The organism is Flagellimonas marinaquae, assembly GCF_003992675.1.
GTDB classification, from domain to species: domain Bacteria; phylum Bacteroidota; class Bacteroidia; order Flavobacteriales; family Flavobacteriaceae; genus Flagellimonas; species Flagellimonas marinaquae.
The window spans coordinates 84,807-99,490 of the sequence record NZ_RZMZ01000015.1; the positions used below are offsets into that span (position 1 = coordinate 84,807).

Annotated in this window: 14 protein-coding genes; 9 read left to right on the forward strand and 5 right to left on the reverse strand. The window is 44.6% G+C overall.

Going from position 1 to position 14,684, the window contains the following annotated elements; translation table 11 throughout:
- Positions 1–26 precede the first annotated feature (26 nt).
- The 7 genes from EO130_RS09695 to pyrF all read left to right on the forward strand — a co-directional run bounded on the left by EO130_RS09695 (position 27) and on the right by pyrF (position 5,467).
- Positions 27–467 (forward strand): QcrA and Rieske domain-containing protein, encoded by a 441-nt coding sequence (locus EO130_RS09695; RefSeq protein WP_127141317.1) that lies wholly within the window; start codon positions 27–29, stop codon positions 465–467.
- A 19-nt stretch (positions 468–486) separates the two neighbouring features.
- On the forward strand, positions 487–924 hold the full coding sequence (locus EO130_RS09700) for a thioredoxin family protein (protein WP_127141318.1): 438 nt from the start codon (positions 487–489) through the stop codon (positions 922–924).
- Complete coding sequence (locus tag EO130_RS09705; protein WP_127141319.1) at positions 921–1,916, forward strand: FAD:protein FMN transferase; 996 nt, start codon at positions 921–923, stop codon at positions 1,914–1,916. Before EO130_RS09700 ends, EO130_RS09705 begins: the two co-directional genes overlap by 4 nt.
- A gap of 12 nt (positions 1,917–1,928) precedes the next feature.
- Positions 1,929–2,138 (forward strand): DUF4266 domain-containing protein, encoded by a 210-nt coding sequence (locus EO130_RS09710; protein WP_127141320.1) that lies wholly within the window; start codon positions 1,929–1,931, stop codon positions 2,136–2,138.
- 29 nt (positions 2,139–2,167) lie between these two features.
- Positions 2,168–3,463, forward strand: a complete 1,296-nt coding sequence (locus EO130_RS09715) for a DUF3570 domain-containing protein (protein ID WP_127142061.1) — start codon at positions 2,168–2,170, stop codon at positions 3,461–3,463.
- Between the two features lie 69 nt (positions 3,464–3,532).
- The gene (prfA, locus tag EO130_RS09720) at positions 3,533–4,609 is read left to right on the forward strand and encodes a peptide chain release factor 1 (protein WP_127141321.1); all 1,077 of its coding nucleotides are present in this window, start codon (positions 3,533–3,535) and stop codon (positions 4,607–4,609) included.
- Positions 4,610–4,645: 36 nt separating this feature from the next.
- Complete coding sequence (gene pyrF / locus EO130_RS09725; protein WP_127141322.1) at positions 4,646–5,467, forward strand: orotidine-5'-phosphate decarboxylase; 822 nt, start codon at positions 4,646–4,648, stop codon at positions 5,465–5,467.
- A gap of 8 nt (positions 5,468–5,475) precedes the next feature.
- Here pyrF and EO130_RS09730 read toward each other — a convergent pair whose 3' ends face one another.
- Positions 5,476–5,667, reverse strand: a complete 192-nt coding sequence (locus EO130_RS09730) for a hypothetical protein (protein ID WP_127141323.1) — start codon at positions 5,665–5,667, stop codon at positions 5,476–5,478.
- A gap of 200 nt (positions 5,668–5,867) precedes the next feature.
- Between EO130_RS09730 and EO130_RS09735 the strand changes: the two genes are divergently transcribed.
- Positions 5,868–6,392: a hypothetical protein gene (locus tag EO130_RS09735; RefSeq protein ID WP_127141324.1), complete on the forward strand. Its 525-nt coding sequence runs from the start codon at positions 5,868–5,870 to the stop codon at positions 6,390–6,392.
- Positions 6,393–6,577: 185 nt separating this feature from the next.
- Here EO130_RS09735 and EO130_RS09740 read toward each other — a convergent pair whose 3' ends face one another.
- The 3 genes from EO130_RS09740 to purU form a co-directional block, all read right to left on the reverse strand.
- Positions 6,578–7,282 (reverse strand): DUF4197 domain-containing protein, encoded by a 705-nt coding sequence (locus EO130_RS09740; protein WP_127141325.1) that lies wholly within the window; start codon positions 7,280–7,282, stop codon positions 6,578–6,580.
- A gap of 122 nt (positions 7,283–7,404) precedes the next feature.
- Positions 7,405–9,696 carry a glycoside hydrolase family 65 protein gene (locus EO130_RS09745; RefSeq protein ID WP_127141326.1) on the reverse strand — a complete coding sequence of 764 codons (2,292 nt, stop codon included), beginning with the start codon at positions 9,694–9,696 and terminating at the stop codon, positions 7,405–7,407.
- Between the two features lie 59 nt (positions 9,697–9,755).
- Entirely contained in the window at positions 9,756–10,604 is an 849-nt protein-coding gene (gene purU, locus EO130_RS09750; protein WP_127141327.1) for a formyltetrahydrofolate deformylase, read from the reverse strand.
- 143 nt (positions 10,605–10,747) lie between these two features.
- Between purU and EO130_RS09755 the strand changes: the two genes are divergently transcribed.
- Entirely contained in the window at positions 10,748–14,206 is a 3,459-nt protein-coding gene (locus EO130_RS09755; protein WP_127142062.1) for a methylmalonyl-CoA mutase family protein, read from the forward strand.
- A 6-nt stretch (positions 14,207–14,212) separates the two neighbouring features.
- On the opposite strand, the gene EO130_RS09760 is transcribed toward EO130_RS09755, so the two are convergent.
- Positions 14,213–14,614: a hypothetical protein gene (locus EO130_RS09760; RefSeq protein ID WP_127141328.1), complete on the reverse strand. Its 402-nt coding sequence runs from the start codon at positions 14,612–14,614 to the stop codon at positions 14,213–14,215.
- Positions 14,615–14,684: the final 70 nt, after the last annotated feature.

A 14,684-nucleotide genomic window follows, 5' to 3' on the forward strand; every position in this document is an offset into this window, starting at 1 on the left:
GCGTTTTAATTTATAAACCTCACGCTATGGAAAGAAAGGAATTCCTACGAAGTTTGGGCGCCGGCGCTGCTTTTGCCCTTGCATTCCCCTGTTTACACGGCTGCTCCAAGGACGAAGTGAATGGAAATTTGGTGGAAGAACCCACTGGAGTCGATTTTACCATCGATTTGACGTCGCAAGAAGCCGCTAATCTCTCGCAAAACGGTGGTTTTATCCTCAAAAACTTAGTGGTGGTCGCAAGGAATTTGGAGGGTGAGTATGTGGCCGCTAGTCAGGTCTGCAGCCATGAATCCTATGATCAGGTGAGGTTTGTAAACCAGAATGGCGGTATTTTTTATTGCGACGTCCATGGATCAAGGTTCGATCAAGACGGCACACCCCTCAATCAGGTGGATGGAAACCCGGCCAGAGCCTTAAAGGTGTACAATACAGAACTCAACGGCTCCGAATTGCGAGTGTTTGAGTAATTTGCTAATCCCAAATCGAATGAAAAACATCATCTATATATGGCTACTTTGCTGCTCCTGTGCGCTTCAGGCACAACAATGGGAGGAAAGTTTTGATGATGCCCTAGCCAAAGCCTCGGCCGAGGAAAAACCGATTGTATTGGTGTTTTCAGGTTCAGATTGGTGCGCTCCCTGCATCCGTTTAAAACGACATATTTTTGACAGCGATGAGTTTAAGGCCTACGCTTTGGAACATTATGTGATGTACGATGCCGATTTCCCTAGAAAGAAGCAGAACAAACTGCCAGAGGAAAAGCTGAACCAGAATAAATCCCTGGCAGAAAAATATAACCCAAAGGGTTATTTTCCATTGGTGGTAGTGATGGACAAAAATCAGAAAGTCTTGGGAACCACAGGCTTTGTGGCCCGAACCAGTCCTGAAAAGTATATCAAGACCCTTAATAAATTCCTCCAATGAAAACGTTGTTTGCCTTGACCTGCAGTCTGTGTTGCCTGCTGTCTTTCGGGCAGTCGAGGCAAACGGATGTAACTGTAAAAAAGACCTTGAAATTGATGGGGACCCGGTTTGAGATTACCGTAGTGGCACCCAACGAGGAAATAGGGTACATCAATATTGATGAAGCTGTATCCGAGATTGAACGCATCGAAAGGCTCATTTCATCTTGGGATGAAAAATCAGAAACCTCTTTAATCAACAAAAATGCCGGAATCAAGCCCGTAAAAGTGAGTCGTGAGCTGTTTAATTTGATAGAAAGAGCCATCAAAATATCGGAAATCACTGATGGGGCCTTCGATATCACCTATGCTTCCATGGACCAGATTTGGAAGTTTGATGGGAGCATGGATAAAATGCCTACGGCTGACAAAATCAAAAATTCTGTTGCCAAAGTGGGCTATCAAAAAATGGTACTGAATGCCGAGAATTCAACCGTATTTCTTCCCGAAAAAGGCATGAAAATCGGATTTGGCGCCATCGGCAAAGGTTATGCCGCTGATAAAGCCAAGGATCTATTGGTTTCCAAAGAGGTCAAAGGCGGAATCATCAACGCTTCAGGCGATCTTACCACCTGGGGTACCAAAGTCACTGGCGAAAAATGGTTGGTGGGCATCGCCAATCCGCTCAGTAAAGACAAAGTATTTAGTTGGCTGCCCGTAGTGGAGTCCTCTGTGGCCACATCTGGGAATTACGAGAAATATATCACCCTCAATGGGGAAAAATATTCCCATATCATCGACCCTAGAACAGGGTATCCCACTAAGGGCATCAATAGTGTATCCATTTTTGCCAAGCAAGCCGAGCTGTGCGATGCCTTGGCTACCGCTGTCTTTACCATGGGACGTGATGTAGGGCTGCATATGATCAACCAAATTGATGGGGTAGAGGCTGTCATTGTGGATTCGGAGAATAAAGTTCATCGAAGTTCGGGCATTCTGTTCGATACGAATTAGTACATTTAGCTCATGCGAAAATTCTTTTGGTTATTGATACTGCTTAGTAGTTCCAGTTCCTGCGTTGTCGTTCGCGAGTACGACAAGGTTTATGTGAACGATGAGGAGATGCAGTTAAGTGCAAGGCCGTGCGAGCGGTTCGAGACCAATTTCCATATTTACAGGGAGGCTTCCGCTGGTGCAAATGGTGGTAAAACGGGTGGTGGATGCGGATGCAATTAATACATAGGAGCAATCGATACAAAAAAACCATGATCCAATTCACCTGTTCCATAAAACCTGTTTCTCTGATTTTCTTCTTTTTGACGGTCTGTGTTGGATGGGCACAGCAAGGCAATACCTCTTATAAGCGAAGGGTTCTGGAGGCGAGCGAAGTTGACTTGTTGTTCAGTTATTACAATCAAGATGGGCAAAATGCAGCCGTAACTGGCGGTGAGGGCACCGAGGAGTTGACTGATGCCACTTCGAGCATTGTGTTGCGCATGCCCATGAACGAGGACGATATCTTAACGGTCGATGTGGGTCTTTCTGCCTATACTTCAGCATCCTCCAGCAACGTCAATCCTTTGGATGGTGGTGTGGATGTGAGTCCGTTTGATGCCTCTTCGGGCGAATCGCGCAGGGATGTGCTGGCTTACATCAACCCGACCTACCAGCACAGTTCCGATGACCGAAACACCATTTGGAGCGCCAACGGCTATTTTTCATCGGAGTACGATTATGTTTCGATAGGATTTGGGGGCAGCTTTACCAAGTTGTTCAAAGAAAAAAATACGGAAATCACCCTTAGCGGTCGTGTATTTTTGGATAAATGGAATTCCCAATACCCCATAGAGCTGCGCAATGGCTTTTTTGATGATCGCATCACAGGAAATGGGACCTATCAACCTATTTTTTCGGAATTTGAGAATGAAAACAGGAACTCCTATTCACTTTCACTGAGTTTCAGCCAAATCTTGACCCAAAAATTGCAGGGAGCCCTTTTTATGGACGTGGTTTCCCAAAACGGCCTGTTGAGTACGCCCTTCCAGCGGGTCTATTTTTCGGATTTTGAGGATTTTTTTATTGATGAGTTTCAATTGGCGGACAATGTGGAGCAATTGCCCGATAGCCGTTTTAAAATTCCCATTGGTGGGCGGTTAAACTATTACCTGAACGATTTGATAATTCTGCGATCGTATTATCGTTTTTATTGGGACGATTGGGGAGTTCAATCCCATACAGCGAGTTTGGAAGCTCCAATAAAGATTACGGATAAGTTTACCCTGTTTCCCACCTATCGATACTATACCCAAACTGCGGCGGATTATTTTTATCCCAAGGAAGAGGCGTTGTCTACCTTTGAGTTTTATACGTCGGACTACGATTTGTCCAACTACGATGCGCATCAATACGGGATGGGGGTGCAGTATAAGGATATTTTTACCAGTGCCCGGGTGCTCAGCTTTGGGTTAAAGACCATCAACCTACGCTTTAGTCAATACGACCGCAGCGACGGCCTCAATGCTTTCATCGTTACCTTGGGGACTACTTTTGTTGGCAACTGACCCCTAGGATTTACCAAATAATCCCGTTAAAAAATCGTAAATTCGCATTCCTATTAGGAGGATTGATTTATGCTAGACAAACTCAACATTGTAAAACAACGTTTTGATGAGGTTTCGGACCTGATCATACAACCGGATATTATTGCGGACCAAAAACGGTACGTAAAACTCAACAAAGAATACAAAGATCTTAAGGTACTCAATGAAAAGCGTAATGAGTACATCACCCTTACCAATAATATTGAAGAAGCCGAGGAAATCATAGCTGATGGCAGCGATGCCGAAATGGTGGAAATGGCCAAAATGCAATTGGACGAGGCAAAAAGTGCATTACCCCAATTGGAAGAGGAAATCAAGTTTCTGTTGATTCCCAAAGATCCCGAAGACGCCAAGAACGTGGTTATGGAAATCCGTGCAGGTACTGGTGGTGACGAGGCCAGTATTTTTGCTGGGGACCTCTTCCGGATGTACACCAAGTACTGCGAATCCAAAGGTTGGAAGACCAATGTTATCGATTTGAGCGAAGGAACCAGTGGTGGTTATAAGGAAATCCATTTCGAGGTGAACGGGGAGGATGTGTATGGTACCCTCAAGTTTGAGGCAGGTGTACACCGTGTGCAACGAGTACCGCAGACCGAAACCCAGGGTAGGGTACACACCAGTGCAGCTACCGTAATGGTGATTCCCGAAGCAGAGGAATTTGATGTCCAAATAGACCCCAAAGATGTTCGGATTGATTATTTCTGTTCGTCCGGACCGGGTGGACAGTCGGTGAACACAACCTATTCTGCAGTGCGATTGACACACGAACCAACAGGTATCGTGGCGCAATGTCAGGATGAAAAATCCCAGCACAAAAATAAGGATAAGGCTTTCAAGGTACTCCGTGCCCGTTTGTACGATATGGAATTGGCCAAAAAGCAGGCCGAAGATGCAGCCAAGCGTAATTCCCAAGTGAGCAGTGGTGACCGTTCGGCAAAAATCCGGACCTATAACTATCCACAGGGTAGGGTAACCGACCATCGAATTGGCCTTACACTTTACGATTTGCAGAACATCATCAACGGGGATATCCAAAAAATCATCGATGAGCTCATGTTGGTAGAGAATACCGAAAAACTCAGGGAAGCTTCTGAGATATTTTAATCCGTTACAACCAAGAACGGCCTAGAAACCATCAAAATGAAGTTATCAGATTTAATTGACCAAATACACCAAAAAAAGTCATTTCTCTGTGTGGGTCTCGATACTGACCTGGACAAGATTCCAAAGCACCTTTTAACCGAAGAAGACCCGATTTTTGCGTTCAATAAAGCTATTATTGATGCTACGCATTCGTATTGTGTGGCCTACAAACCCAATATCGCTTTTTATGAAGCTTATGGGCTGCAAGGTTGGAAATCCTTGGAACGGACCATGCACTATTTGAATACGAACCATCCTGAAATGTTCACTATTGCCGATGCGAAACGGGGTGATATTGGAAATACGTCCACGCGCTACGCCAAAGCATTTTTTGAAACGATGGATTTTGATTCCATTACCATTGCACCTTACATGGGCAAAGATTCGGTGGAGCCCTTTTTGGAATTTGAGGATAGGCACACGATTTTATTGGCATTGACCTCCAATCAAGGGGCATTTGATTTTCAGACCAAAAATGTGGATGGGCAGGAACTCTACAAAGAAGTCTTGGCCGTTTCCAAAACATATAAAGGCTCGGAGCGATTGATGTATGTCGTAGGAGCCACCAAAGCCGAATATTTGGCGGATATTAGAAAAATTGTTCCGGAAAGTTTCTTGTTGGTACCCGGAGTGGGAGCGCAAGGAGGTAGTTTGCAAGAAGTCTGCAAGTACGGAATCACCAAAGATGTTGGATTATTGGTGAATTCATCCAGAGGTGTTATTTATGCGTCAACAGGACACGACTTTGCTGAAACTGCTGCGAAAAAGGCACAGGAAATCCAGCAGCAAATGGAAATTGAACTGAGCAAGTTGAGATAGCCCTCAAACTAAAGACTTTCCAATACCTTTTTGATGCCCTGCGCTTTTCTGTTGAAAAATTCGCCCAATTGGGAATCCTTGCCAGAAACACTAGCTGCCTTTTCCATGAAATTATGGTGCATCACTTCCAAAACGGAGGCGGCATGACTTAAACCGGTGATGGGCGTTACCGTTCCTACTTTACAATACTGATTATTCATAGCTCCAAAGATTTGTTACTTTCAAAGATACGAGCAAAATGGCCTTGTGGACTATGGATTCGGACGCTATACGGCTATAAATCAGGTAATTTATCTAAAATTTAACGTCTGGGTCCACATGGGCCCGGATAGATCACATTGGGTTAGGATAAAATTAACGTACCTTTAAAAGAGGTGGAACAGTTACAAAAACATTGCATATGCATAAGTCATGGATCATTTTGGCATGTTTGTTTTCCTTGGTTATGAGTGCTCAAAGTCTTGATAACTGCGCTTGCTGTACCGAAAACCACAGGGCATTTGATTTTTGGATCGGGGAGTGGGAGGTCGTTAATGCCAAGGATGGTTCGCCCGCAGGCAAAAGCCGTATTTCAAAGGAAGAAGACGGTTGTGTTATCCGAGAGAATTGGACCAGTGCCCAAGTCGGTTATACCGGGACAAGCCTTAATTTTTTTAATGCTGCAACAGGAATGTGGGAACAAGTATGGGTCGATAATGCGGGGGTTGTGCTAAAGCTTCAGGGAAACCGACAAGGTAACCAAATGGTTTTGTCCTCGAAGGAGTTTACCAAACCTGATGGTAAAACCTATACCAATAGAATCACCTGGACTTTGAATACGGATGGAACGGTAAGGCAATTATGGGAAGTGCTGGCTGAGGAGGGTACGGTTTCCATTGCCTTTGATGGCTTGTACCGTCCTGTCAAGAAAACAAAAAACCGGTGATGGTACACCGGTTTTTAAACTAACTAACTCAAAAAAATGCTAACTCAGATAACTTGTACAAAATTCAAGTTTAACCTTCAGCTCAAGGTTAATTTAACTTTAGGGTTTTGTTATAATTATTCTTGAATCTTGAAATTATAACGCATTAGTTTTAAAGTTATTACATTTTTCTGAAAAAATTATGATTAATCTTGCAGAGCGAACACTTTTTTTAACAAATCTGTTGTTCTGGACGAAACTTTTGTCCTAATTTCCTTTTCTTCGATTGCTATCATCGTATAAACACCCTCCAAGGCTTCATTGGTGGTGTAGTCCGTTAAATCAGGATTTACATCGTTGGTTAAGGGCAGGCTGTTGTATTTGTTGATGATGTTGCTCCATATTTGGTCCGCGCCCACTTTTTGAAACGATTTTTTGATGATAGGGTTGAACTTATTGTACAACTGAGTTTTGGTTGTCTGTTGTAAATACTGCGTGGCAGCATTATCGTTCCCCAAAAGAATCTGTCTTGCGTCATTAAAAGTGATACCTTTTACAGCATCCACAAAAATGGGTGTCGCTTCCCCAACGGCATCCTCGGCGGCCCGGTTAATGATGCGCAGACCCTCGTCGGCCAAACTGGACAATCCAACATCGCGTAACGTTTTGTCCACCTTTTGCAATTCTTCGGGGAGCAGGATTTTTACCAGTTCGTTTTTAAAAAACCCGTTTTCCAACGCCAATTTGTCCACCTGTTTTTCAATGCCCATATTCAGGGCTTCGCGCAGGCCTTGGGCAATTTGCTCATTGCCTATCCCCGATGTGCCCTGTGGCAGTTGGTTCACCACCTGTTGGAGTTCGGCGCAGCTCATCAAAAAAAGCACGGAGGCACTTAGGATTATTTTCTTCATGGTTTTGTGTTTAAAATTGATATGAAAATAGCTGTATTGCTTCATAATTTGGTTGCTGATGAAGCATTTTAGATGAAATTCATCCAAACGGAAAGCTGAATATTTGATTTTCCTATCTCTTGTTACACATGGGAAAGTGTTTTCGGTTGACCGTTGAGCATGATTTCGAGGTCCGTTCCTTCGTCAATGGTAAAGGTGGTTCCTTTCTGGCTAACAGTTATTTTTATGATCCTGTTTCTAAAGTTGATTTTGAAGGAATAGGATTCCCATTGTTCCGGTATTTGCGGAGTGAAGCATAAAGTTCCGTTTTGGATGCGCATGCCACCAAAGCCTTCCACAATGCTCATCCAAGTACCGGCCATGGAAGTAATGTGCAAACCTTCTTCCACCTCTTTATTATAGTCGTCCAAATCTAAACGCGAGGTTCGTAGGTAGAAGGTATAAGCCTGCTCCATTCTGCCCAGCTTTGCTGCCTGTATGGCGTGTACACAAGGCGACAGGGAGGATTCATGAACAGTGAATGACTCATAGAAATCAAAATGTTTCTCCAGCTCGGCATCCGTAAAATGGTCCTCAAAAAAGTAAAACCCCTGTAACGTGTCGGCTTGTTTAATATAGGGCGAACGAAGGATTCGGTCCCAGCTCCAGTGTTGGTTGATAGGCCGTTCTTTCTTGTCCAAATCGGCCACTCGCACCAAATCCTTGTCCAAAAAGCCATCTTGCTGCAGGTATACGCCATGTTCCTCGGAATATGGGAAGTACATGTGGGCAGCAATTTTTTTCCAAAGTCCGGTTTCATCATTGCTCAATTGGGTTTTGTCCATCACCCTTTTGTAATCGGAAGGATAGTTTTGCTGTACCTGCTCCAATTGTTCCAGGGCATATTCCAGACACCATTTGGCCAGATAGTTGGTGTACCAGTTATTGTTTACATTGTTTTCGTACTCATTGGGGCCAGTTACACCTAGCATCACATATTTTTTGCGATGTTCGGACCAATTGACGCGTTGTTGCCAGAAACGTGCGATACCGATTAAGACCTCCAATCCCATTTCGGGAATGTAGCTTTGGTCGTTAGTGTAGCGTGTGTAGTTGAAAATGGCATAGGCAATGGCGCCGTTCCTGTGGATTTCTTCAAAAGTGATTTCCCATTCGTTGTGGCACTCTTCGCCGTTCATCGTTACCATGGGATAAAGCGCAGCACCTTTAGTAAAGCCCAGTTTTTCAGCATTTTCAATAGCCTTTTCCAAATGGTTGTAGCGATACTTCAGCAGCTTGCGCGCCACCTCCTGATTTTTGGTGGCCATGTAAAAGGGGAGACAGTAGGCTTCGGTATCCCAATAGGTGCTTCCGCCATATTTTTCACCTGTAAAACCTTTGGGACCAATATTCAAACGGGAATCGGTACCAGTATAGGTTTGGTTCAATTGGAAAATATTGAAACGGATACCTTGTTGGGCCTTAATGTCTCCTTCAATGGTAATATCGCTCATTTCCCAAATTTGGGACCATGCCTTCTTTTGGGCATCTAAAAGCCCATCAAACCCGAGCTTGGAAGCAGTATCGAGAAGGTCATTGGCTGCTTCGGTCAGCTTAGTTGCATCGTGGTTTCTGTCCACCGTGTAGCCCCCAAACTTGACCAGACTGACTTTCTCGCCTTTTTTGGCCTTATGGGTGAACTCCAATCCAATGGAAAGCTCCTCCTTGGTCACATTGTCAGGAGTAGCTTTGATGTTGTCCCCGTGCACCAAATGGGCCTGCATGAAGGTGCACACATTAAAATGTGTTTTCATGGTGTGCGATTCCACAAAGGCACGGTTCTTTTCCGATGCTATTTTTGTAGTGTTCCAAAATTTGTCGTCCCAGTTACTGTCTTCGTTGGTGATGCCGGCATCCAAGTAAGGCTTAAAAGTAATTTCGGCATCGCTGTTCAACAAGGTTACTTCGTAGTGAATCGCCCCCATTTCATCATGGGAAAGACTTAAAAAGCGGGTAGCCACGACTGCGATTTCAATATTGTTGGCGGTGGTGGCTTCAAAATTTCTTCGGTACCAACCTTCCTTCATGTTAAGCTCCCGCTTAAAGTTTTTTACCTGGCTGCATTTTGCCAAATCCAAAGGTTCGCCATCAATCCATACATCAATGCCAATCCAGTTGGGAGCGTTCAATACCTTGGCAAAATATTCGGGATAGCCATTTTTCCACCAACCTACGCGGGTTTTGTCAGGATAATAGACCCCTCCGATATAGCTTCCTTGGAATGTGGGGCCGGAATAGGATTCTTCAAAGTTGGCACGTTGTCCCATGGCGCCGTTTCCGATACTGAATAGGCTTTCAGAAGATTTAACACGTTCCTTATCGAAACCTTCTTCAATGAGACTCCATGCATTCGGTTGTATATAATCTTGATTCATGTAAGAATTTGGTGTTTTGTGTTACTAGTTGATATTAAGATACATAATCTTTGATTTGATTATGAAAAAATAACCGTTTTGTTATTGTAGACCATTGTTTTACGGGCTACGTGAAGCTGAACGGCACGGGAAAGCACTATGCGTTCCAAGTCCCTGCCCTTTGCGATAAAATCCTTTACTGAATGGGTGTGCGATACCGCCGTGACATCCTGCTCAATAATGGGCCCTTCGTCCAAGTCTTCCGTTACATAATGGCTGGTGGCACCAATAATTTTCACACCTCGTTCAAACGCTGCATGGTAGGGTTTGGCACCCGCAAAGGCTGGCAAAAACGAATGGTGGATGTTGATGATTTTTTGCGGAAATACATCAATCACCTTTGGTGATACAATTTGCATATATCTGGCCAAAACGATAAAATCGACCCCGTATTCTGCCAAAAGTTCCAATTGCCTGTCCTCCGCTTCCGCTTTGTTTTCCTTCGTCACTGGAATGTGAAAATACGGAATGCCGAACTGGTCGGCCACATATTCCAAATCTTTGTGATTGCTCAGAATAAAGGGAACTTCTACCGCCAGCTCTCCAGAATTGTATCGGCTTAGCAAATCGTATAGGCAGTGGTTGTATTTGGAAACAAAAATGGACATTTTTGGTTTGTAGCCATCCGTATAGGCATCCCATTCCATTTGAAAGCGTGTTGCCAGTTCTTGACCAAAATCTTCCTTGAATTTATTCAGGTCAATGTCCTGTTCGAACTCGCTTTTTAAACGCATGAAAAACACCCCCGCCTGCTTGTCCACATGTTGGTCCAAATACACTACATTTCCTTGTTGCTGATGTACAAAGGTGGTAACCGAGCGAATAATCCCCGATTGATCGGGGCAATTGATGAGAATGGTCAGCTTCATGGGCTTGGTTTTGACGGGGTAAAATTATGGTATTCAAAAAAGGAAGCCCAAACATTTACTATTTTTTATACAATCTTAATCAAAATCAATTTTCAATTGCATTTTCCGTAAATTGCAGAGCAAAATTACATCCTTTATTGATGATGGAACAAATTCAAGCCTACACACCCAAACATAAAATACGCATCGTAACCGCAGCTTCCCTGTTTGATGGACATGACGCGGCCATCAACATCATGAGACGAATCATTCAGGCCACTGGGGTCGAAGTGATTCATCTAGGGCACGATAGAAGTGTATCCGAAGTGGTCGATTGCGCCATTCAGGAAGATGCCAACGCCATTGCAATGACCTCGTATCAAGGCGGACACAACGAATATTTTAGGTATATGTTCGATTTGCTAAAGGAAAGAGGTGCAGGGCATATCAAAATATTTGGTGGCGGTGGTGGCGTTATACTTCCAGAAGAAATCAAGGATTTGATGGATTATGGCATCGAGCGGATCTATTCGCCCGATGACGGAAGGGAAATGGGTCTTCAGGGAATGATCAATGACCTTGTGGAACGTTGCGATACTGCCGTTCCCGATTTAACCTTCCCAAAGGGAAGAAGTCTGGAGCAGGAATTGGCTGCCAAGCACCCCAACACTTTAGCGCGTTTAATTTCTTTGGCGGAAAACCGTCATGATGCTTTCGAAAAATTTGAATCCGCCATCCAAAAAGGACAGGGCAATGTTCCCGTTTTGGGAATCACAGGCACGGGAGGTGCTGGAAAATCCAGTTTAGTGGATGAACTGGTACGTAGGTTCTTGATGGACTTCCCCGATAAGCACATTGGCATTGTATCCGTAGATCCTTCAAAAAGAAAAACAGGAGGTGCGCTTTTGGGCGATCGCATCCGGATGAACGCCATTAACAGCGAGCGGGTGTACATGCGTTCGTTGGCCACCCGACAGTCCAATTTGGCCCTTTCCAAACATGTGTCCGAAGCCGTGCAAGTGCTCAAAGCAGCAAACTACGACCTCATTATTTTGGAAACTTCAGGCATCGGACAGTCCGATACCGAAATTTTGGAGCATAGCGATGTGTCTCTTTATGTAATGACGCCCGAATTTGGTGCGGCAACGCAATTGGAAAAAATCGATATGCTGGATTTTGCCGATATCGTTGCCATTAACAAGTTTGATAAAAGAGGGGCTTTGGATGCCCTACGTGATGTAAAGAAGCAATACGCCCGTAACCATGGATTGTGGCACGCCAATGAGGATGAGCTTCCCATATTTGGTACCATCGCTTCCCAGTTCAATGATCCAGGTATGAACAGTCTTTATAAAAAGGTAATGGACACCTTGGTGGAGAAGGCAGGTTCATCATTACAATCCACCCTGGAAGTGACCCAGGAAATGACCGAGAAAATCTATGTGATTCCGCCGTCGCGGACCAGATATCTGTCGGAAATTGCGGAAAACAATAGAAATTATGATGCAAAGGCCCGTGAAGAATCGAAAACGGCCCAAAAACTGTATGGCGTGTTTTTGACCCTGTCTTCTGTTTTGGGCATGGAGCAAGAGGAGGCAGAGGAATCCTTTTTGGATAAATCCGGATTGAACGAGGAGCACATCAAATCACATCTCAAAAATGACGAGTCCAAAGAGCTGGTCAATCTTTTGATCAAGGAATTTGATCGCATCAAAATGCATTTGAACCCACTGCACTGGGAAGCCATCATCAAATGGAGGGAAAAAGTGAACCGCTATGCGGCCGACATCTATTCCTTTAAGGTACGGGACAAAGAGGTCAAAATAAAAACCCATACCGAATCCCTTTCGCATAGCCAAATCCCAAAAGTATCCCTGCCCAAATACAAGGCGTGGGGGGATATCTTACAGTGGATCTTACAAGAGAATGTGCCTGGGGAATTTCCCTACACTGCCGGTTTGTACCCATTTAAGCGGGAAGGGGAAGATCCCACCCGAATGTTCGCCGGAGAGGGCGGACCGGAACGGACCAATCGCCGATTTCACTATGTGAGTATGGACATGCCAGCCAAACGATTGTCCACCGCTTTTGACTCGGTGACGCTCTACGGGAACGACCCAGACCACCGCCCGGATATTTACGGAAAAATCGGAAATGCGGGGGTGAGTATTTGCTGTTTGGATGATGCCAAAAAACTATATTCCGGATTTGACCTGAGCAGTCCAATGACTTCTGTGAGCATGACCATAAATGGTCCAGCACCCATGTTGCTTGCTTTTTTTATGAATACCGCTATAGACCAAAACTGTGAAAAATACATCAAAGAGCACGGTTTGGAGCAGGAGGTCCAGAAAAAGATAAAGGCGATCTTTAAGGAGAAAAACGCAGAGGCTCCATCGTATTATGGTGAGTTGCCCGAAGGGAACGACGGTCTAGGATTGATGCTTTTGGGCGTTACGGGAGATCAAGTGCTGCCCAGGGATGTGTATGAAGACATCAAGGCCAAGACCTTGAATCAGGTGCGGGGCACGGTGCAAGCCGATATTTTGAAAGAAGACCAAGCGCAGAACACCTGTATTTTTTCCACAGAGTTTGCCTTGAGATTGATGGGTGATGTGCAGGAATATTTTATCAAGCAACAAGTCCGTAATTTTTATTCGGTTTCCATATCAGGTTACCACATTGCCGAAGCGGGGGCCAATCCAATCACGCAATTGGCGTTTACGCTGTCCAACGGTTTTACCTATGTGGAATATTATTTGAGCAGGGGAATGGACATCAACAAGTTTGGTCCCAATCTTTCGTTCTTCTTTTCGAATGGGGTGGACCCGGAATATGCGGTCATCGGTCGGGTGGCCCGGCGCATTTGGTCCAAAGCCCTTAAAGAAAAGTATGGCGCAAACCCTCGGGCACAAATGCTCAAATATCACATCCAAACCTCGGGAAGAAGTTTGCATGCCCAAGAAATTGATTTCAACGATATTCGCACCACGCTTCAAGCGTTGTACGCCATCTACGACAATTGCAACTCGTTGCACACCAATGCCTACGACGAAGCCATTACCACGCCTACCGAGGAATCTGTCCGCAGGGCCATGGCCATTCAATTGATCATCAACAAGGAACTGGGGTTGGCCAAGAACGAAAATCCGATTCAGGGATCCTTTATCATTGAGGAATTGACCGATTTGGTCGAGGAAGCCGTACTAATGGAATTTGATAGGATTACCGAACGCGGTGGTGTTTTGGGTGCTATGGAAACCATGTACCAACGCTCCAAAATTCAAGAAGAAAGTTTACATTATGAGACGTTGAAGCATTCCGGGGAATACCCAATCATTGGAGTAAATACCTTTTTGAGTTCTAAAGGCTCACCAACCATTCTTCCAGCAGAAGTGATTCGGGCTACGGAAATCGAAAAGCAAAATCAAATTAAGACCTTGGAAAACTTGCATGAGCGCGAAGGCAGCAAAGCTGAGGAGCAGCTGAAGGAGTTGCAACAGGTGGCCATCAACAATGAAAATATCTTCGAAAAATTGATGGAGGCAGCCAAATACTGTTCGTTAGGGCAGATTACGGAAGCCTTGTTCCAAGTGGGAGGGCAATACCGAAGGAATATGTAATAGGAGTCAGTCGTTTTTGTTGATGAGGGATTTTCTCCATTTTTTAAAGGATACGCGGAAGATGCGAATCTCTTTTCTAAGGAGATTGAGATACTCTTTTTCCTTGACCCCATCTCTTTCCAGTCCGTTGCAATAGGCCAAGATGTTTCGGGTCATGATGTTCACGTAAGAAAGGCTTTTCATCCGAACAGAAGGGCAGCTGCTAAGTGCAGCCTGCTCCACTTCTTTGGTGATAAGGTCGGCATCGGCCAAAAGTGAACGGGAGATATCGTCCCTAAAGGAGTCGATTTTGCGAAAGGACAGAATTTCCCGGTTTTGGGTAAAGTAAGCAGCGACGGCCTCGCTCATATCGCGAAGCGCCAAAGATTTGCGGTATACACCTAAGGAATTTAGAGAATTTCTCTCCATTTTTCAAAGCAATTTAGTCTTATAAAATTACGCACGATTTAAATTTTCTTACTTTTGTTATTAAAGCGAA

Bases quoted from the DNA above. Each gene is read 5' to 3' on its own strand.
- EO130_RS09695 (WP_127141317.1), top strand. From the start codon at position 27: ATGGAAAGAAAGGAATTCCTACGAAGTTTGGGCGCCGGCGCTGCTTTT.
- EO130_RS09700 (WP_127141318.1), top strand. From the start codon at position 487: ATGAAAAACATCATCTATATATGGCTACTTTGCTGCTCCTGTGCGCTT.
- EO130_RS09705 (WP_127141319.1), top strand. From the start codon at position 921: ATGAAAACGTTGTTTGCCTTGACCTGCAGTCTGTGTTGCCTGCTGTCT.
- EO130_RS09710 (WP_127141320.1), top strand. From the start codon at position 1,929: ATGCGAAAATTCTTTTGGTTATTGATACTGCTTAGTAGTTCCAGTTCC.
- EO130_RS09715 (WP_127142061.1), top strand. From the start codon at position 2,168: ATGATCCAATTCACCTGTTCCATAAAACCTGTTTCTCTGATTTTCTTC.
- prfA (WP_127141321.1), top strand. From the start codon at position 3,533: ATGCTAGACAAACTCAACATTGTAAAACAACGTTTTGATGAGGTTTCG.
- pyrF (WP_127141322.1), top strand. From the start codon at position 4,646: ATGAAGTTATCAGATTTAATTGACCAAATACACCAAAAAAAGTCATTT.
- EO130_RS09730 (WP_127141323.1), bottom strand. From the start codon at position 5,667: ATGAATAATCAGTATTGTAAAGTAGGAACGGTAACGCCCATCACCGGT.
- EO130_RS09735 (WP_127141324.1), top strand. From the start codon at position 5,868: ATGCATAAGTCATGGATCATTTTGGCATGTTTGTTTTCCTTGGTTATG.
- EO130_RS09740 (WP_127141325.1), bottom strand. From the start codon at position 7,282: ATGAAGAAAATAATCCTAAGTGCCTCCGTGCTTTTTTTGATGAGCTGC.
- EO130_RS09745 (WP_127141326.1), bottom strand. From the start codon at position 9,696: ATGAATCAAGATTATATACAACCGAATGCATGGAGTCTCATTGAAGAA.
- purU (WP_127141327.1), bottom strand. From the start codon at position 10,604: ATGAAGCTGACCATTCTCATCAATTGCCCCGATCAATCGGGGATTATT.
- EO130_RS09755 (WP_127142062.1), top strand. From the start codon at position 10,748: ATGGAACAAATTCAAGCCTACACACCCAAACATAAAATACGCATCGTA.
- EO130_RS09760 (WP_127141328.1), bottom strand. From the start codon at position 14,614: ATGGAGAGAAATTCTCTAAATTCCTTAGGTGTATACCGCAAATCTTTG.